Here is a 17,069-nt window from a genome sequence, read left to right on the forward strand (position 1 = left end):
CGCGCTGCGTGCGGTTCGTCAAGGCCCCCCAGCCCAAAGCAGACCGTCCGGAGACACGACGAAGATCACCATACCCCTCGCCGAGACGAGTGCAAGGTAACCGTGGTCGAGCCCGCCGGAGACGACGAAGAGCGACCACCCGGATGGATGATCGCTCTTCGCTGCGTTCGCGTTACAGCCCTACGAGGCACTTTTCATGGCGCCCCAAGGCCGCTGTTCGGCGCGCGTTCGAGTCCGTGCGGACCCGGAAGGTCTTACTTGACCTCGACGGAGGCACCGGCGCCCTTGAGGGCCTCGGCAGCCTTGTCAGCGGCCTCCTTGTTGACCTTCTCGAGGACCGGCTTCGGGGTGCCGTCGACGAGGTCCTTGGCCTCCTTCAGACCCAGCGAGGTCAGCTCACGCACGACCTTGATGACCTGGATCTTCTTCTCGCCGGCGCCGGTGAGGATGACGTCGAACTCGTCCTTCTCCTCCTCGGCCTCGGCGGCGGCGCCACCAGCGGCACCACCGGCGACGACGACCGGCGCGGCAGCGGCGGCGGTGACGTCGAACTTCTCCTCGAAGGCCTTCACGAACTCGGAGAGCTCGATGAGGGTCATGCCCTCGAACTGCTCGAGCAGCTCGTCCTGGGTGAGCTTCGCCATGATGGCGGTCCTTCCACTCAAATCGGCAGGTGCCGGATGTACTGGATAAGGCGGGCGTACGTTGGCCCGCTGCGACCCGCGGCTTCGCTACGGGTCAGAAAGCGAGCCGAATTACTCGGCACCGCCCTGCTCGGCCTGCTTGGCGCGCAGCGCGTCCACGGTGCGGACGAGCTTCGACGGCAGCGCCTGGAAGACGGAGGCAGCCTGGGACTGCTTCGCCTTGAAGGCACCGGCCAGCTTGCTGAGCAGAACCTCGCGGGACTCGAGGTCCGCAAGCTTCTTGATCTCGTCGGCGGACAGCGCCTTGCCGTCAAGGACACCGCCCTTGATGACGAGATTCGGGTTGTCCTTGGCGAAGTCACGGAGACCCTTCGCCGACTCCACCGGGTCACCGGTGACGAAGGCGACGGCCGTCGGACCAGCGAAGAGCTGGTCGTCCAGCGTGATCCCGGCCTCGTTGGCCGCAATCTTGGTCAGCGTGTTCTTCACCACGGCGTACTGGGCGTTCTCACCGAGAGAACGGCGCAGCGTCTTGAGCTGCGCCACGGTAAGACCGCGGTACTCGGTCAGCACGGCGGCGTTCGAGTTGCGGAACTTGTCCGTCAGCTCGGCAACCGCGGCAGCCTTGTCGGGCCTCGCCATAGAGCCTCGGCCTCCTTCCGGGTGATTCGGACCGCGCGGACCCGAAGGAGGACTGGGGAAAACGAAACGCCCCGGCGCAGGCGCACGGGGCGGACTCGACCGGCCGCACACGCGCTCGGCGCGCGTACTCCGGGAGTTCTTCCACTGACACCTGCGCGGGTCGCCCACTTTTCAGCGGATCCTTCGGCCACCGCGCCCTCGTTCAGAGCGCACGGCAACGACCAGCGGTCTTTGGCTTCTGCAAGAGAGTACGGGACCGGGGCGCCGCCGAGCAAATCGGGCTCTACGGCGCCCCGGTCCCGCTACGTCACCGGGCTCAGGAGCTGGTGCCGGAGCCACCCGCCACGCTGCCGGTGCCGGTGCCAGTGCCGCCGGACATGCCGCCCGTCATGCCACCGGTCATGCCGCCGGACTTCAGCAGGTTCGCGAAGTCGGTGGTGTCGCCGGCCGGGGGTGCCTCGGCGGAGACCTTCACGCCGTAGTCGCTGTAGTAGGCCGTGCTGGTCATCTTGCCGTTCGCCGTGTCGGCCTGCTCGGACTTCTTCACCAGCAGGTTCTGGTCGTTGATCCACAGGTCGATGGTGTCGGTGGTGACGCCCGCCTGGTCGAGCTGCTTCTTCAGGGCCGCCAGCTGGTCCGCGTTGAGGTTGCCGTTCTTGCCGGCGAGGTCGGCGACGTTCACCGTGCCCGCGTAGTGCGTGGTGTGGACGCCGGAGACCGTCTCCTCGCCGACCTTCTTCACGTCACCGGAGGCCTGGAGCATCTTCACGGACTGGTCCGGCGTGGAGTTCTGCAGCTGGCCCTTCAGGTACGAGCCGGAGGCGCCGCCGAGCTTGGCCAGCTCGTCGTACGAGTACTTGATCCAGTGCTTGCCGCCCGTGTGCTGGGCGTAGGTGTCGCTCATGTGCGCGTAGTAGGCGTCCGGCAGATAGCGGGCCTCCATCGACTGTGTGCCAGCCTGGCGCATCATGTCGGCCATCTTGCCGCCGGTGTAGGTGATGGTGAGGTTGCCCTTGAGGCCGTCGCCCCAGGTGAGCGCGCCGTTCGCCGTCATCGTCATCAGGTTGCCGATGGACGTGGTGGAGCGCACCTTGGCCGAGTCCGCCTTGTCGGTGGACTGCTCGGCGGAGCGCAGCGCGGCGATGGGGCTGACGTGGATCGCGGCGCCGCCGGCCGCCTTGCCGCCCTTCCCGGAGTCAGAGGAGCCGCAAGCGGCCACCCCGGTCAGCGCGGCGACCACCGCCACGGAGAGGGCCATCCGGCGTGCCGTCGTGCTCTTCATCGTGTCCTACCCCCATGCAAGTCGTGTGCCCGCACCGTGGCCCGGGCCACTGACAGTCGTGCGACAGCTCGTGCAAAGAAAGCTCGTACAAAGAAAGGACGGGCCCTGCACCTGGAAGGTTGCAGGGCCCGTCCTTTGCTTACGCGTACCTGACGCGGCTACCGGGTGAGCGGGAGGCTCAGACGGCGGCCGGGTCCTCCTCGACGAGGAGGTTGCGGGTGCGGTTCGGGTCGACCGGAATGCCGGGGCCCATCGTGGTGGTGATGGCGGCCTTCTTGATGTAGCGGCCCTTGGCGGCGGACGGCTTCAGACGGAGGATCTCCTCCAGCGCGGCGCCGTAGTTCTCCACCAGCTTGGCGTCGTCGAAGGACGCCTTGCCGATGATGAAGTGCAGGTTCGAGTGCTTGTCGACGCGGAACTCGATCTTGCCGCCCTTGATCTCCGTGACGGCCTTGGCCGTGTCGGGGGTCACGGTGCCGGTCTTCGGGTTCGGCATCAGACCACGGGGGCCGAGGACGCGGCCGAGGCGGCCGACCTTGCCCATGAGGTCCGGGGTGGCGACGACGGCGTCGAAGTCCAGACGGCCCTTCGCCACCTCGTCGATCAGCTCGTCGGCGCCGACGATGTCGGCGCCCGCGGCACGCGCGGCCTCGGCACGGTCACCGGTCGCGAAGACCAGGACCCGGGCGGTCTTACCGGTGCCGTGCGGGAGGTTCACGGTGCCACGGACCATCTGGTCGGCCTTGCGCGGGTCGACACCCAGACGGAAGGCGACCTCGACGGTGCCGTCGAACTTGGTCGTGGAGGTCTCCTTGGCGAGACGGACGGCCTCGAGCGGGGCGTACAGCTTCTCCCGGTCGACCTTGGCGTCCGCAGCGCGGAGAGCCTTGCTGCGCTTGCTCACAACTTGCTCCTGTGTGTTCTGAAAGGAGTCGTGGTCTCTGGGCCGAGCAGGCCCTGCCACGTGCGACCGGCTACGGCCGCATTACTGCTGGGGGTGGGTTCAGCCCTCGACCGTGACGCCCATGGAGCGCGCGGTGCCGGCGATGATCTTCGCGGCCGCGTCCAGGTCGTTCGCGTTGAGGTCGGGCATCTTGGTCTGGGCGATCTCGCGGACCTGCGCCTCGGTGATCTTGGCGACCTTGGTCTTGTGCGGCTCGCCGGAGCCCTTCTCGATGCCCGCGGCCTTGAGGATCATCTTCGCGGCCGGCGGCGTCTTGGTGACGAAGGTGAAGGAGCGGTCCTCGTAGACCGTGATCTCCACCGGGATGACCCAGCCGCGCTGCGACTCGGTCGCGGCGTTGTAGGCCTTGCAGAACTCCATGATGTTGACACCGTGCTGACCCAGCGCGGGGCCGACCGGCGGGGCCGGGTTGGCGGCACCGGCCTGGATCTGGAGCTTGATGAGCCCCGTGACCTTCTTCTTCTTGGGAGGCATAGCTCTCCGGGTCCTTTCATTCGGGTCCATGCCCACGAGAGGATCGCGATCCTGACGCAGGCATACCGCACAACGATAACGGGTATGGATGCGCGGCCAAAAACCGAGCAGGTCAGACAAGCGGTGACAGCTCGTCTGACCTGGCCGGTGGCTTTATCGCCGAAGGTGTCAGTTCTTCTGGATCTGGTCGAAGGACAGCTCGACCGGCGTCTCGCGGCCGAAGATCTCCACCAGGCCCTTGACCTTCTTCGAGTCGGGGTTGATCTCGTTGATGGTCGCCTGCAGCGTGGCGAACGGGCCGTCGGTGACGGTGACCGAGTCGCCGACCTCGAAGTCCAGCACCTGGACCTCGACCTTGCGCTGCGGGGCGGGCTTGCCCTCGGCCTCGGCGGCCTCGCGGGCGGCCTTCTCCTCGGCCTCCGGGGCGAGCATCTTGACGATCTCGTCCAGGGTCAGCGGGTACGGGTCGTAGGCGTTGCCGACGAAGCCGGTGACACCCGGGGTGTTGCGGACGACGCCCCAGGACTCGTTGGTCAGGTCCATGCGGACCAGGACGTAACCCGGCAGCTTGTTCTGCTTGATCGTCTTGCGGTCGCCGTTCTTGATCTGGACGACCTCTTCCTGCGGCACCTCGGCCTGGAAGATGTAGTCCTCGACGTTCAGCGAGACGGCGCGCTGCTCCAGGTTGGTCTTCACGCGGTTCTCGTAACCGGCGTAGGTGTGGATGACATACCACTCGCCGGGCAGAGTGCGCAGTTCCTCGCGCAGGGCCGCGACGGGGTCGACGGGCTCGGCCGGCTCCTCCTCGGCAGCCTCGGCGGCAGGCTCTTCGGCCTCGTCCTCGGCGGCCTCCTCGGCCTCGGCGGCCTCGTCCTCGTTCTCGACGTTCAGGGCAGCCTCTTCGGCCGGCTCCCCCGCCTCGGCCTCGGCAGCCTCGAACTCGTCCTGCTCGTCCGCGCCCTCGACGATGTCGAGCTCGTCGCCCACCATCTCGGCAGCGGTTCCGCGAGACTCGATGGCGTCGTCGTTCAGGTTCGGGTCAGACACGATGGCTGCTTCTTCCTGGATACATAGGGGTGGAACATGCGAAAACGGGCGCCGGTGCCACGGCGCCCTTCGCTCTTGGCTCAGCCGAAGACGTACTTGGCCGCGTGGTTGAGCCCATAGTCAATCACGGTCACCAGCGCGATCATGATGGCGACGAAGAAGATCACCACGGTGGTGTACGACGTCAGCTGGTTGCGCGTCGGCCAGACGACCTTGCGGAGCTCCGCGATGATCTGACGGTAGAAGGTGGCAAGGCGCTTCAGCGGGCCCTTCTTGGCGCGCTTACCACCCTTGCGGGCCTTCTTCTTCGACTCGAGCGCCTCGTCCTGGGCATCAGGCGTGTCGATGGAGCCCACGGCGTCCGTCATTCTGCCTCACCTGATTCCGGGTCGTGGCCGTGCCGCGCCCGGTCTGAGCCGCACGGCGGTGCAATCGCTGTACGTACATGCGCACACATCCTGGCGGTGTGTGTAGCAGGGCCGGAGGGACTTGAACCCCCAACCGCCGGTTTTGGAGACCGGTGCTCTACCAATTGAGCTACGACCCTCTGTGTGCCCCCCAACGTACCGCATCCGGCCGGGTGCGCGGTGTGCACCGGTTTCGGCGGTGGCTGCTGAAGGCCAACGAGGTGAGAGTGTACGTGGTCCGGGGCCCGGCGTCGAACAGAAAGTGCCCGTCCGGGGCCACATGACCAAAGATCGTCCTGGCCGGAGCCCGGATTCGGATCCGTGTTCATGCCTAGACCCCTGGCTGTTCAGTCCGTGAAACCCGTGTGCCGGGGACGTTTACGGTCTGGAACGATGGGCTCCATGAGCGCTGCAACCCCTCCCACCGAGCGCCGGGTCTCCGCCCGAGTCGGCGCGATCTCCGAATCCGCCACCCTCGCCGTGGACGCCAAGGCCAAGGCCCTGAAGGCCGCCGGGCGTCCGGTGATCGGCTTCGGCGCCGGCGAGCCCGACTTCCCGACTCCGGACTACATCGTCGAGGCGGCCGTAGAGGCCTGCAAGAACCCCAAGTACCACCGCTACACCCCGGCCGGCGGCCTGCCCGAGCTGAAGGCCGCGATCGCCGCGAAGACGCTGCGTGACTCCGGCTGGGAGCCCGACGTCTCGCAGATCCTCGTCACCAACGGCGGCAAGCAGGCCATCTACGAGGCGTTCGCCGCCGTCCTCGACCCGGGCGACGAGGTCATCGTCCCGGCGCCGTACTGGACGACGTACCCGGAGTCGATCCGGCTCGCGGGCGGTGTCCCGGTGGAGGTGGTGGCCGACGAGACGACCGGCTACCGCGTCACGGTCGAGCAGCTGGAGGCGGCACGCACGGAGAAGACGAAGGTCGTGCTCTTCGTCTCCCCGTCCAACCCGACCGGCGCGGTCTACTCCGAGGCCGAGACCGAGGCGATCGGCCGCTGGGCCCTGGAGCACGGCCTGTGGGTGCTCACCGACGAGATCTACGAGCACCTGGTCTACGGCGACGCCGCCGCGGTGTCCCTGCCGGCGCTCTTCCCCGAGCTGCGCGACAAGTGCATCGTGGTCAACGGCGTGGCGAAGACGTACGCCATGACCGGCTGGCGCGTGGGCTGGGTCATCGGTCCGAAGGATGTCGTCAAGGCCGCCACCAACCTGCAGTCGCACGCCACCTCGAACGTCTCCAACGTGGCCCAGGTGGCCGCCCTGGCCGCCGTCTCCGGTGACCTTGAGGCCGTGGCGAAGATGCGCGAGGCCTTCGACCGCCGCCGCAAGACCATGGTGCGGATGCTCAACGAGATCGACGGCGTGCTCTGCCCGGAGCCCGAGGGCGCGTTCTACGCCTACCCGTCGGTCAAGGCCCTGCTCGGCAAGGAGATCCGCGGCAAGCGCCCGCAGGACACGGTCGAGCTGGCCGCGCTGATCCTGGAGGAGGCCGAGGTCGCGGTCGTCCCGGGCGAGGCCTTCGGCACGCCGGGCTATCTGCGGCTGTCGTACGCGCTCGGTGACGAGGACCTCGTCGAGGGCGTGAGCCGCATGCAGAAGCTGCTGGCGGAGGCGCGGGACTAGTTCCCGTTTTTGCGCTCCACGCGCGCGTGCGGGCCGTTTCCCCTGGGGGAGGCGGCCCGCTTCTGTGTGCGAGCAAGACCACGTACGGGGAAACGGCTACCGGTGTGACAGGTGTGTACGGCAGGATCCTGGGATGGAGCGTGTACGTGACCTCGCTGAGCTGCCGAAAGCCCATCTGCACCTGCACTTCACCGGTTCGATGCGGCCGGGGACCGTCCTGGAACTGGCCGACAAGTACGGCGTACGACTGCCCGAGGCCCTGACGGAAGCACTGACCAGCGGCGAACCGCCCAAGCTGCGGGCCACGGACGAACGGGGCTGGTTCCGTTTCCAGCGGCTGTACGACGCGGCGCGCTCCTGTCTGCGCGAACCGGAGGACATCCAGCGCCTGGTCCGGGAAGCCGCCGAGGAGGACCTGAAGGACGGCTCGGGCTGGCTGGAGATCCAGGTGGACCCGACGTCGTACGCGCCCCGGCTGGGCGGGCTGATCCCGGCGCTGGAGATCATCCTGGACGCGGTGGACACCGCCTCCCGGGAGACGGGTCTCGGCATGCGTGCGCTGGTCGCCGCCAACCGTATGAAGCACCCGCTGGACGCCCGCACACTGGCCCGCCTTGCGGTGCGGTACGCGGACCGGGGCGTGGTCGGTTTCGGGCTCTCCAACGACGAGCGGCGGGGCATGGCGCGGGACTTCGACCGGGCCTTCCACATCGCGCGCGAGGGCGGTCTGCTGTCGGCTCCGCACGGCGGCGAGCTGACCGGCCCGGCCTCGGTGCGCGACTGCCTGGACGACCTGCACGCCTCGCGGATCGGGCACGGGGTGCGCGCGGCGGAGGACCCGCGGCTGCTGAAGCGGCTGGCCGACCGGGGCGTGACCTGCGAGGTGTGCCCGGCGTCGAACGTGGCGCTCGGCGTGTACGAGAAGCCCGAGGACGTGCCGCTGCGGACCCTCTTCGAGGCCGGCGTCCCGATGGCCCTCGGCGCCGACGATCCGCTGCTGTTCGGCTCCCGGCTGGCGGCACAGTACGAGATCGCCCGGCACGCCCACGGCTTCTCGGACGCCGAACTCGCCGAACTGGCCCGCCAGTCGGTGCGGGCCTCGGCTGCCCCGGAGGACGTCAGGGCGCGCCTTCTGGCCGGCGTCGACGACTGGCTGGCGCGCCCGGCCGTCTGAGGTGGGCCCAGGACGGACAGGCCTGGAAGCCGATCAGCACCTCGGGACTGGGCGGGGTTCGGGACTGTGCGGGGTGCTGGCGGGACCGTCCGCGAGGGCCCGGACACGGTCCAGAGGCCCCGGACGCGGTCCGTGAGGAGGAGACGACCCCTTGACGACCCCTTTCTGCCGGAGCCCCAGCCCGCGCGCGGGCGCAGGACATGGCCGCGCCGGACTTGGCCGCGTCGGACATGGCCGCGTCGGACATGGCCGCGTCGGACATGGCCGCGTCGGACTTCGCCGTGTCGGTGGAGACGTCTCCGGTCAGGACGCCGTACTCGGCGGGGTCGCGCAGCGAGGTCTGGCGCAGCGGCTGCCGGGGCTGGACGGCGCGGTGCTCGTAGAGGCCGGAGGCTTTGGGCTCTGAGGTGCCGGGCCGGATGTACCGAGCCGGGACGCCCCCAGTCCGGATGTGCTTGTCATGCCCTCGGCGTGATGCTCACGCGGAGCCCGGTGCGACGGAGATTCCGCCCAGCAGCGTCTTCGCGAGCCGCGCGGCGAATGCGTCGAGCGGTGGCCGCTCCCCCGCGTCGGTCGCGTCGTAGGCGAACGCGCGCTGCGCACAGGCGCCCAGCAGCAGCGAGGCGGCCGCGAGGGTGTCGGCGTCGGCGTGGACGCGGCCGAGGGCCTGTTCGGCGCGGAGGTAGGTGTCCAGGTCCTGGATGGGCCGGTGCGGGCCCGCGCCGAGCTTGCGCAGCGCGTCGAAGTGGCGCTGCTTGAGCTGGGTCTCGGCGTACAGGGAGGCGGCGATCGGGAAGCTCTGCTCGTAGAAGAGGGCGGCCTCGCGGGCGATCTCGGTGAGGTTGCCTTCCAGGGTGCCCTGTCCGGGTTCGGCGGCGAGGCTGTTGAGGAGCGGGGTGAGCCGGGGCAGCCGCTCGCGGAGCACGCGCACGAACAGCTCTTCCTTGCTGTCGAAGTACTTGTAGAGGGCCGCTTCGGAGCAGCCGGCCGCGCGGGCGATCTCCTTGGTGGTGGCGCGGGCGAGTCCCACCGTGAGCATCAGCTCGTGGGCGGCGTCGAGGATGCGGACACGCGCCGGCTTCGGCTCCATGGGGGTTTCCAATCGGGCTTGACGGGTGGGTGAGTGCTTACCCACTCTAGAGGGAGCAGGGGTGAGTGAATACTCACCCACCCATCCCGAGTACGGGAGCACTCATGAACCTCACCGTTTTCGGCGCCACCGGCGGCATCGGCCGGGAGATCGTGCGTCAGGCGCTCGGCGCCGGGCACCGGGTGACCGCCGTGGTCCGCGATCCCGCGCGGCTCGACGTCACCGGGGACGCGCTGGAGGTGTTCCGCGCCGACCTGACCGACCCCGAGGAGCTGCGCGCCGCCGTCCGGGGCCAGGACGCGGTCCTCTCCGGCCTGGGCGCGCGCAGCCGCAAGGACGCCGGGGTCACCACCCGGCTGACCCGCACGGTCCTGCGCGCCATGGAGGCGGAGGGGGTACGCCGACTGCTCGTGGTCAGCGCCGCTCCCGTCGGTCCCGCTCCCGAGGGCGACGGCCCCCTGGACCGGGCCATGCGCGGCGTGGTGTCGGCCGTCCTGAAGGACGTCTACACCGACCTGCGCGGGACAGAGGCCGAGCTGGCCCGCAGCAGCACCGACTGGACGTCCGTACGGCCACCGCGCCTGCAGAACAAACCGCTCACCGGCCGCTACCGCACCGTCGTCGGCGGCTTCCCGCGCAAGGGCCGCTTCATCGCACGCGCGGATGTCGCGCACGCGATGCTGGCGATGATCGACGACGAGGGGACGGTGAAGCAGGGGGTGGGCGTGGCCTATTAGCCCACGGCCACCAGGGCGCTACAGGCTCACGCCGACGGTCACCGGTTCGTTGACCAGGGTGACCCCGAAGGCCTCGCGGACCCCGGCGACCACCTCGCGGGCCAGCGCCAGCAGGTCCTCGGTGGTGGCGTCGCCCCGGTTGGTGAGGGCGAGGGTGTGCTTGGTGGAGATGCGGGCGGGCCCGCTGCCGTAGCCCTTGGTGAAGCCCGCCTTGTCGATCAGCCAGGCCGCGGAGGTCTTCGTACGGCCCTCCCCCGCCCGGTAGGCGGGCGGCTCGACGCCGTCGCCCAGCCGCTCACGCACGCGCGCGTGGAACGCGTCGAACTGCTCGTCGGTGAGGATCGGGTTGGTGAAGAAGGACCCGGCGGACCAGGTGTCGTGGTCCTCGGCGTCGAGGACCATGCCTTTCCCGGCCCGCAGCTTCAGCACGGTCGCGCGGGCGTCGGCCAGCGGCACCCGGTCGCCCGGCTCGACGCCGAGCGCGCGGGCCGCCTCGGCGTACTTGACGGGCGCGGACAGCCCGCCCGCGTCCTCCAGCTCGAAGCGGACACGCAGCACGACATAGCGCTCCGGGTCCGCCTTGAAGCGGCTGTGACGGTACGAGAAGGCGCACTCCTCGTTCGTCAGCGCGACGGTCTCGCCGGCGCGCCGGTCGTAGGCGACGACCTCGGTGAGAGTGGCGGAGACCTCCTGGCCGTAGGCACCCACGTTCTGGATCGGGGTGGCGCCCGCGGACCCGGGGATGCCGGCCAGGCACTCGATCCCGGCGAGCCCGGCCTCGACCGTGCGGGCGACGGCGTCCGTCCACACCTCGCCGGCCGCCAGCTCCAGCGTCGTGCCCCGCAGTTCGACACCGCGCGTGGCGATGCGTACGGCGGTGCCGTCGAAGCCCTTGTCGCCGATGACCAGGTTCGATCCGCCGCCGATGACCAGCAGCGGCGTCCCGCTGTCGTCGGCCTCACGGACGGCAGCGATCACCTCGGCGTCGGTCACCGCGGTGACCAGCCGCGTCGCGGGACCGCCCAGCCGGAAGGTGGTCAGCGGGGCAAGAGGGGCGTCGTGGAGTACCTGCACGGGCCCAAGACTACGAGACGGCTCCGACAGCGCCGTATCCACGCGGGGGGGACCCGCTGCCCTGTGGGGACACACGTACACGCGCGCGTGGACTCCTCTCGAAGCCCACGCGCGCGTACGCGAAGCGAAGGACGGCCGCCCGGCGGGCTACGCAAGCCGCCGCTCCGCCTCCTCCCAGCTCACGGGCAGCTGGTCGCTGGAGGTCTGCCAGGAGGCGAACGCCGCGTCGCGCATCTGGGCGGCCAGGGCACGCGAGGCGGGCCGGTGGACACCGGAGCGGGTGAAGGCCTTCAGCGCGTCGGCGGACTCCCAGGCCGACAGTGTCCAGAAGGTCTTCCGCAAGGGCTGTGCCTTGAGGGAGGCCCCGTGGGCGCCGGGTGCCCGGCCGACCTGCCGCCACACGGCCGGCGTTCGAACGAGGAAGCGGAGCGCGCCCCACAAGGTGCGGGTCTCGAAGCGCGAGGCGAAGACGTGCACCTCGGTGTGCTGCGGCGGAGTGTTCGGCACGATCCAGGGAAGTGCCGGGATTCCGGGCATCGCGATCTCCTGGTGGCGAGGTTTCCGGGCGAGTTACGGGGCGAGGCTGCGGGGCAGGCTTCAGCCGGCAGTGGTCTCCATGGCACTGGCCTCCGAGGCGGCGGTCTCCACGGCGGCGGTCTCCACGGCGGTGGCCTGCGGAGCAGCGGTCGACGAGGCCGTCGCGGGCGTCTCCGAGGCGGGAGCCTCGGCAGAGGCTCCTGAGCCGGTCGCGAGTGTCCGCCCGTCCGCCGCGGCGAGCCTGGCGGTGTTCCGCCGGGCCGGGATCACCAGGGCAGCGACCGCGGCGAGGGCGACCACCGCCGAGCCGGTGACCAGGGCGGGCCGCAGGCCGTCCACGAAGCTCTGCGCGCTCTCGTACCCGCCCTGCGCGGAGAAGATCGACGACATCACCGCGATACCGAGCGCACCGCCCACCTCGCGCAGCGCGTTGTTGGCGCCGGAGGCGATGCCCTGCTCCTGCGGACGGACGCTGGACATGACCAGGTTGGCGGCCGGCGCGAAGTACAGGGCCATGCCGACCCCGCTGACGATCAGGGCGGGCAGCTGGGCGGCGTAGGAGGCGTCCGCGGTGGCCACGACGGCCATGTAGCCGAGACCGACGGCCTGCAGCAACAGGCCCACGGCGACGACCGGCCGGCCGCCGATGCGGTCGGAGAGGATCCCGGCCACCGGCGCGACGAGCATCGGCATGCCCGTCCAGGGCAGCATCCTCAGACCCGCCTCGGTGGGCGAGTAGCCGAGCACGCCCTGCATGTACTGGCTGAGCAGGAAGATCGAGCCGAACATGCCGACGAACATCAGCAGGCTGGCCGCATTGATCCCGGAAAAGGCGCGGGACCGGAACAGCCGCATGGGCAGCATGGGGTTCTTGTTGTGGATGCCGTGGTGCACGAAACCCGCGAGCAGCGCGGCTCCCGCGAACAGCGCGGTGAGCACCACGGCGTCGGTCCAGCCGTCGGCGGGCCCGCGGACCAGGCCGTACACGATCCCGAAGAGCCCGCCGCTGGCGAGCAGGGTGCCGGGGACGTCGAGCGGGGCTCCGGTGCCGTGGGACTCGGCGAGGCGCAGACGGGCGAGCGGCAGCGTGATCAGGCCGAGCGGAACGTTCAGCCAGAAGATCCAGTGCCAGGAGACGTGCTCGGTGAGGCTGCCGCCGATGAGCGGTCCGGAGGCGACAGCGAGCCCGTTGACGGCGCCCCAGATGCCGTACACGGTCCCGCGTTTGGCGGCGGGTACGGCCGCGGTCAGCAAGGTGAGCGTGAGCGGCATCATCACGGCCGCGCCGACGCCCTGGACCGCGCGGGCGGCGATCAGGGAGCCGATGCCGGGCGCCATGGCCGCGGCGGCGGAGGCGCCGGTGAAGACGGCGAGTCCGGCCATGAAGAGCCTGCGGCGCCCGAAGCGATCGCCGAGCGCGGCGCCGAACATCAGCAGGACGGCGAAGGTGAGCGTGTAGGCGCTCACGGTCCACTCGAGGTCGTCCAGCGCACCGCCGAGATCCTTGCGGATGGAGGGCAGGGCCGTGGTGACGACGAGGTTGTCGAGGGCCGCCATGAATCCGGCGACGCTGGTGATGACGAGGGCCCAGGCGGCGCTTCCGCGCCGTGCGCTGCCCCGCGCTGTCCGATCCGACATCTCTCCCCCAGAGAGCATTCGCTAGTTAGTTATTGATAACTAACTTTTTCGGGCGTGAAATCAGGCATTGAAGAGGCGGGGACACCGCCTCGATGCGCTACTTCTCCAGCCGCCCGGTGATCCGGGCCGACGGGTACATTCCCTGCCAGACCCGGTGTTCAGGCGGAAACCCCATGGCAGCAAGGGTGTTGATGAGCATTCCGTACGCCAGGAAGGTCGTCGTCTCGCCGTCGTCGGCTCCCAGCGGCAGGTGAACCGTGTCCCAGAGCCTCATCCAGGCGGCCCGTACGGCCTCACCGAACTCGTGGCCACCCTCCGCCTCGGCCGCCGCGACCGTGATGTACGTCTGCATCTGCATCTGGAGCTTCTCGGGCTGCTCCGTGATCAGCCGCACATAGGCATTCGCCATGGCGTGCAGGGCCTCCTCGCCCTCCAGGGCCTCGGCCGCCTCCTCGAGGACCTGGCAGGTGTCCTCCACGCACCGCAGCGACGCCGCGGCGAAGATCGCCTTCTTGCCCGCGAAGAGCCGGAAGAGGTACGGCTGCGAGACGCCCACGCGGGTCGCGATCGCTTCCGTGGACGTGCCATAGAAGCCCTTCTGCGCGAACTCCTCGATCGCCGCACGAATGACGCTCTCGCGCCGCTCCTCTGCGCTCATCCTGACCATGGATCGTAAGTTAGTACTCAATCACTAACTTGGCAAGGCCTCCGGCTACAGGGGGCGCCCCCATCATGCATGTAAGGGGCGCCCCACCGGGAGGACGCCCCTTACCTCAGCACTGCGCGCAAGCCGTCAGGCCAGTCGTACGACCGCCCGGGACATGCCCAGCACCTTCTGGCCGTCGCTGGTCGCCGTCAGGTCCACGCGTACGGCGTTGTCGTCGAGCTTGGCCGCGACCTTGCCGCTGACCTCGATCAGGGCGCCCTGGTCGTCGTTCGGCACGACGACGGGCTTGGTGAAGCGGACGCCGTACTCCACGACCGCGCCCGGGTCCCCGGTCCAGTCGGTGACCACACGGATCGCCTCGGCCATGGTGAACATGCCGTGTGCGATGACATCCGGCAGGCCCACCTCCTTGGCGAACTTCTCGTTCCAGTGGATCGGATTGAAGTCCCCGGAGGCACCCGCGTAGCGCACGAGCGTGGCACGGGTCACGGGGAAGGTCTGCGCCGGCAGTTCGGTGCCGACCTCGACGTCGTCGTACGCGATCTTCGCCGCCATCAGGTCCTCACGCCTCCTCGGCCGCGCGGGCCACGAGCTTGGTCCAGGCGGTCACGACATGCTCGCCCGCCTCGTCGTGCACCTCACCGCGGATGTCCAGGATGTCGTTGCCCGCGAGGGACTTGATCCCCTCGATGGCGGAGGTGACCGTGAGCCGGTCGCCGGCGCGCACCGGGCGGCTGTAGGCGAACTTCTGGTCGCCGTGCACCACGCGGCTGTAGTCGAGGCCGAGTTGAGGGTCCTCGATGACCAGTCCCGCGGCCCGGAAAGTGATCGAGAACACGAAGGTCGGCGGGGCGATCACATCAGGATGGCCGAACGCCTTCGCGGCCTCGGGATCCGTGTACACCGGGTTGGTCTCGCCCACCGCCTCGGCGAATTCACGGATCTTCTCCCGGCCCACCTCATAGGGCGCGGTGGGCGGGTAGGTCCGTCCTACGAAGGACTGGTCGAGCGCCATGGCCCGGCACCTCCTGATCTTTACTGTGCTGGCCCCAAATTAGCCGGATCCCGGCCGGGAATTGCGCGAGGGACGGGTGGCCGACCAGCGGGTGAGCCGGTGACCGCCCAGCGGGCGAGCCGGTGAAACGACGCGAGGCCGTCCCCCCGGAAGGGGACGGCCTCGCGTATGAGCCTGTTTATCGCGTCTCGCGGTGCGCGGTGTGCGCGTTGCAACGCGGGCAGTGCTTCTTCATCTCAAGACGGTCCGGGTTGTTACGCCGGTTCTTCTTGGTGATGTAGTTCCGCTCCTTGCACTCCACGCAGGCCAGCGTGATCTTCGGGCGGACGTCGGTGGCAGCCACGTGAGTGCTCCTAAGACGAACGGATTGACTGGTTTAACGCAAGAAAGAGTAGCCGATCGAAGGACCGACCCCGCAATCGGCTACTGTCAGTAGCGGTGACCGGACTTGAACCGGTGACACAGCGATTATGAGCCGCTTGCTCTACCGACTGAGCTACACCGCTGCGATGCGATCGGGCCCCGCCTTTCGACGGGAACCTCTCACACCAGAGCCCCAAAACGGAATCGAACCGTTGACCTTCTCCTTACCATGGAGACGCTCTGCCGACTGAGCTATTGGGGCGAGCGATGAAGACATTACACGGTCCGCCGCCGTTCACCCAAATCCGTATCCGGCCGCCCACCGCACCTCCCATCCCGGCCCGCGCAACGGCCTCATGAGCCGCAACGGCGGCCGGCCGACGGCCGCGGGAGAGGGGGCCGGGCCGGTCAGGGAGCGGGGCGTGCGCGTCGCTCGCCGGGCGCCGAACTCGAGCACGTGGTGCGAGGGGCGGGCACGCGCGGGGGCGTCGTCGCGGAGTGGCACAGCATCGCGCTCTCGGCAGCGGAGCGGGCACGCGCGCGGTGGCGTCGTCGGGAGGGGCGACGCCCACGCGCGCGGTGGCGTCGCCGAGGCGAGCCGGAGCGACTCGGGTGCGCGTCGGGAAAGTGGGCCGGAGCGACTCGGGTGCGCGTCGTGGAAGCGGCCGGAGCGACTCGGGTGGGCGTCGCCGAGGCGGGTTGGGGCCACGCGGGTGGGCGACAGATGTACCGCCAAGGGCGGACCACACCGGTACGACTATTGCGCTCCTGCGCGCCCCGCGCGGCTCGCCACCCTAGGCTCGACTCACTCTGCGTGATCTTCGGGCGCCCGCGCCTCCCTGACGCGAGGGCCCGCCCGAGCCCCCGGCACCGACCCTGGAGCGCGATGCCCGACAGCCAGCCGCAACCCCACCCGCCGTCGAACTCCTCGGGATCCTCGGGCCAGTCCGCCCCGGCCACCCTGCTGTTGTGCGGGGCGCGGCTCACCGACGGCCGGACCGTGGACGTACGGCTGGGAGGCGGACGCATCGAGGCGGTGGGCACGGCGGGCAGTCTGGCCCCGGGCCCGGCCCGGTCGGGCGCCACGCGCGTGGACCTGAGCGGCTACCTGCTCCTGCCGGCTCCCGCCGAACCGCACGCCCACGGCGACACCGCGCTGTCCGCCGAACACCCCGGCCCGGTGTCGTACGCCCCGGAGGACGTGCAGCGCCGGGCGACGGAGGCGGCCCTGCTGCAGCTCGGGCACGGCGCGACAGCGGTACGCGCGCACGTGCGCGTGGGCGACGTCCAGGGGCTCGGCGCGCTGGGCGCCGTCCTGCACGCCCGGCGCTCGCTGCGGGGGGCTCTCGGAGCTGACGACGGTGGCGATGCCGCGGCTGCTGACCGGCGCGGCCGGGGCCGACGGGCTGGCCATGCTGCGCGACGCGCTCAAGATGGGCGCCTCCGTGGTGGGCGGCTGCCCCGACCTGGACCCCGATCCCACGGGTTACGTCGAGACCGTCCTGGATGTGGCCTCCGAACACGGCTGCCCGGTGGACCTGCACACGGACGCCTCCGACCCGGCCCGGTTGTCCCGGCTCGCGGCCATGGCGGGCGGCTTGCGCCCCGGCGTGACGATCGGGCCGTGCGCCGGTATCACGCGCCTGCCCGCCGAGGCCGCGTCACGCGCCGTGGACCAGCTCGCG

At 69.9% G+C, this 17,069-nt stretch carries 19 protein-coding genes, 3 tRNA genes and 1 pseudogene; 5 read left to right on the plus strand and 18 right to left on the minus strand.

The annotated features are described in order from the left end of the window. Positions 1 to 254 precede the first annotated feature (254 nt). The 8 genes from rplL to M878_RS66005 form a co-directional block, all read right to left on the minus strand. Positions 255 to 644: a 50S ribosomal protein L7/L12 gene (rplL, locus tag M878_RS65970; RefSeq protein ID WP_023547411.1), complete on the minus strand. Its 390-nt coding sequence runs from the start codon at positions 642 to 644 to the stop codon at positions 255 to 257. A gap of 111 nt (positions 645 to 755) precedes the next feature. Continuing rightward, positions 756 to 1,286 (minus strand): 50S ribosomal protein L10, encoded by a 531-nt coding sequence (gene rplJ, locus M878_RS65975; RefSeq protein ID WP_023547412.1) that lies wholly within the window; start codon positions 1,284 to 1,286, stop codon positions 756 to 758. Positions 1,287 to 1,602: 316 nt separating this feature from the next. After that, positions 1,603 to 2,568, minus strand: coding sequence for an SCO4651 family lipoprotein (locus tag M878_RS65980; protein ID WP_031225059.1), 966 nt, complete (start codon positions 2,566 to 2,568; stop codon positions 1,603 to 1,605). A 178-nt stretch (positions 2,569 to 2,746) separates the two neighbouring features. Next, the gene (rplA, locus tag M878_RS65985; RefSeq protein ID WP_023547414.1) at positions 2,747 to 3,472 is read right to left on the minus strand and encodes a 50S ribosomal protein L1; all 726 of its coding nucleotides are present in this window, start codon (positions 3,470 to 3,472) and stop codon (positions 2,747 to 2,749) included. A gap of 99 nt (positions 3,473 to 3,571) precedes the next feature. Continuing rightward, positions 3,572 to 4,006, minus strand: a complete 435-nt coding sequence (rplK, locus tag M878_RS65990) for a 50S ribosomal protein L11 (protein WP_023547415.1) — start codon at positions 4,004 to 4,006, stop codon at positions 3,572 to 3,574. A gap of 168 nt (positions 4,007 to 4,174) precedes the next feature. Then, a complete protein-coding gene (gene nusG, locus M878_RS65995) occupies positions 4,175 to 5,053 on the minus strand; it encodes a transcription termination/antitermination protein NusG (protein ID WP_023547416.1) in 879 nt (292 codons plus the stop codon). A gap of 80 nt (positions 5,054 to 5,133) precedes the next feature. Next, positions 5,134 to 5,421, minus strand: a complete 288-nt coding sequence (gene secE, locus M878_RS66000; RefSeq protein WP_023547417.1) for a preprotein translocase subunit SecE — start codon at positions 5,419 to 5,421, stop codon at positions 5,134 to 5,136. A 106-nt stretch (positions 5,422 to 5,527) separates the two neighbouring features. Then, positions 5,528 to 5,600, minus strand: a tRNA-Trp gene (locus M878_RS66005). A 262-nt stretch (positions 5,601 to 5,862) separates the two neighbouring features. Between M878_RS66005 and M878_RS66010 the strand changes: the two genes are divergently transcribed. The 3 genes from M878_RS66010 (at position 5,863) to M878_RS66020 (ending at position 8,646) form a co-directional block, all read left to right on the plus strand. After that, on the plus strand, positions 5,863 to 7,089 hold the full coding sequence (locus M878_RS66010) for a pyridoxal phosphate-dependent aminotransferase (protein WP_031225060.1): 1,227 nt from the start codon (positions 5,863 to 5,865) through the stop codon (positions 7,087 to 7,089). A gap of 133 nt (positions 7,090 to 7,222) precedes the next feature. After that, entirely contained in the window at positions 7,223 to 8,263 is a 1,041-nt protein-coding gene (locus M878_RS66015) for an adenosine deaminase (RefSeq protein WP_023547419.1), read from the plus strand. A gap of 200 nt (positions 8,264 to 8,463) precedes the next feature. Then, on the plus strand, positions 8,464 to 8,646 hold the full coding sequence (locus M878_RS66020; RefSeq protein ID WP_023547420.1) for a hypothetical protein: 183 nt from the start codon (positions 8,464 to 8,466) through the stop codon (positions 8,644 to 8,646). A 95-nt stretch (positions 8,647 to 8,741) separates the two neighbouring features. Here the strand turns inward: M878_RS66020 and M878_RS66025 are convergent, their stop codons facing one another. Further along, positions 8,742 to 9,353 (minus strand): TetR/AcrR family transcriptional regulator, encoded by a 612-nt coding sequence (locus tag M878_RS66025; RefSeq protein ID WP_023547421.1) that lies wholly within the window; start codon positions 9,351 to 9,353, stop codon positions 8,742 to 8,744. Between the two features lie 104 nt (positions 9,354 to 9,457). Between M878_RS66025 and M878_RS66030 the strand changes: the two genes are divergently transcribed. Then, the gene (locus tag M878_RS66030; RefSeq protein ID WP_023547422.1) at positions 9,458 to 10,090 is read left to right on the plus strand and encodes an NAD(P)-dependent oxidoreductase; all 633 of its coding nucleotides are present in this window, start codon (positions 9,458 to 9,460) and stop codon (positions 10,088 to 10,090) included. Positions 10,091 to 10,108: 18 nt separating this feature from the next. Here the strand turns inward: M878_RS66030 and M878_RS66035 are convergent, their stop codons facing one another. From M878_RS66035 to M878_RS66075, 9 genes are all read right to left on the minus strand, one after another. Next, positions 10,109 to 11,164: a UDP-N-acetylmuramate dehydrogenase gene (locus M878_RS66035; protein WP_023547423.1), complete on the minus strand. Its 1,056-nt coding sequence runs from the start codon at positions 11,162 to 11,164 to the stop codon at positions 10,109 to 10,111. Between the two features lie 147 nt (positions 11,165 to 11,311). Continuing rightward, entirely contained in the window at positions 11,312 to 11,692 is a 381-nt protein-coding gene (locus M878_RS66040) for a DUF3291 domain-containing protein (protein WP_031225062.1), read from the minus strand. Between the two features lie 69 nt (positions 11,693 to 11,761). Next, positions 11,762 to 13,258: a DHA2 family efflux MFS transporter permease subunit gene (locus tag M878_RS66045; protein ID WP_425347932.1), complete on the minus strand. Its 1,497-nt coding sequence runs from the start codon at positions 13,256 to 13,258 to the stop codon at positions 11,762 to 11,764. Between the two features lie 178 nt (positions 13,259 to 13,436). Further along, positions 13,437 to 14,006 (minus strand): TetR/AcrR family transcriptional regulator, encoded by a 570-nt coding sequence (locus tag M878_RS66050; RefSeq protein WP_023547426.1) that lies wholly within the window; start codon positions 14,004 to 14,006, stop codon positions 13,437 to 13,439. Positions 14,007 to 14,132: 126 nt separating this feature from the next. After that, a complete protein-coding gene (locus M878_RS66055) occupies positions 14,133 to 14,561 on the minus strand; it encodes a MaoC family dehydratase (RefSeq protein ID WP_023547427.1) in 429 nt (142 codons plus the stop codon). 7 nt (positions 14,562 to 14,568) lie between these two features. Next, the gene (locus M878_RS66060; protein ID WP_023547428.1) at positions 14,569 to 15,021 is read right to left on the minus strand and encodes a MaoC family dehydratase N-terminal domain-containing protein; all 453 of its coding nucleotides are present in this window, start codon (positions 15,019 to 15,021) and stop codon (positions 14,569 to 14,571) included. Positions 15,022 to 15,199: 178 nt separating this feature from the next. Further along, a complete protein-coding gene (gene rpmG / locus M878_RS66065; RefSeq protein WP_003948671.1) occupies positions 15,200 to 15,364 on the minus strand; it encodes a 50S ribosomal protein L33 in 165 nt (54 codons plus the stop codon). A 90-nt stretch (positions 15,365 to 15,454) separates the two neighbouring features. Next, positions 15,455 to 15,527: transfer RNA gene (locus M878_RS66070), tRNA-Met, on the minus strand. Positions 15,528 to 15,573: 46 nt separating this feature from the next. Next, positions 15,574 to 15,646: transfer RNA gene (locus M878_RS66075), tRNA-Thr, on the minus strand. Positions 15,647 to 16,270: 624 nt separating this feature from the next. On the opposite strand from M878_RS66075, the pseudogene M878_RS66080 reads away from it, so the two are divergent. Continuing rightward, positions 16,271 to 17,069: pseudogene (locus M878_RS66080) on the plus strand (amidohydrolase family protein); the annotation flags it as partial.

Source organism: Streptomyces roseochromogenus subsp. oscitans DS 12.976 (assembly GCF_000497445.1).
Taxonomy (GTDB): Bacteria; Actinomycetota; Actinomycetes; order Streptomycetales; family Streptomycetaceae; genus Streptomyces; species Streptomyces oscitans.

Bases quoted from the DNA above. Each gene is read 5' to 3' on its own strand.
- rplL (WP_023547411.1), bottom strand. From the start codon at position 644: ATGGCGAAGCTCACCCAGGACGAGCTGCTCGAGCAGTTCGAGGGCATG.
- rplJ (WP_023547412.1), bottom strand. From the start codon at position 1,286: ATGGCGAGGCCCGACAAGGCTGCCGCGGTTGCCGAGCTGACGGACAAG.
- M878_RS65980 (WP_031225059.1), bottom strand. From the start codon at position 2,568: ATGAAGAGCACGACGGCACGCCGGATGGCCCTCTCCGTGGCGGTGGTC.
- rplK (WP_023547415.1), bottom strand. From the start codon at position 4,006: ATGCCTCCCAAGAAGAAGAAGGTCACGGGGCTCATCAAGCTCCAGATC.
- secE (WP_023547417.1), bottom strand. From the start codon at position 5,421: ATGACGGACGCCGTGGGCTCCATCGACACGCCTGATGCCCAGGACGAG.
- M878_RS66010 (WP_031225060.1), top strand. From the start codon at position 5,863: ATGAGCGCTGCAACCCCTCCCACCGAGCGCCGGGTCTCCGCCCGAGTC.
- M878_RS66015 (WP_023547419.1), top strand. From the start codon at position 7,223: ATGGAGCGTGTACGTGACCTCGCTGAGCTGCCGAAAGCCCATCTGCAC.
- M878_RS66020 (WP_023547420.1), top strand. From the start codon at position 8,464: ATGGCCGCGCCGGACTTGGCCGCGTCGGACATGGCCGCGTCGGACATG.
- M878_RS66025 (WP_023547421.1), bottom strand. From the start codon at position 9,353: ATGGAGCCGAAGCCGGCGCGTGTCCGCATCCTCGACGCCGCCCACGAG.
- M878_RS66030 (WP_023547422.1), top strand. From the start codon at position 9,458: ATGAACCTCACCGTTTTCGGCGCCACCGGCGGCATCGGCCGGGAGATC.
- M878_RS66045 (WP_425347932.1), bottom strand. From the start codon at position 13,258: ATGGCGGCCCTCGACAACCTCGTCGTCACCACGGCCCTGCCCTCCATC.
- M878_RS66050 (WP_023547426.1), bottom strand. From the start codon at position 14,006: ATGGTCAGGATGAGCGCAGAGGAGCGGCGCGAGAGCGTCATTCGTGCG.
- M878_RS66055 (WP_023547427.1), bottom strand. From the start codon at position 14,561: ATGGCGGCGAAGATCGCGTACGACGACGTCGAGGTCGGCACCGAACTG.
- M878_RS66060 (WP_023547428.1), bottom strand. From the start codon at position 15,021: ATGGCGCTCGACCAGTCCTTCGTAGGACGGACCTACCCGCCCACCGCG.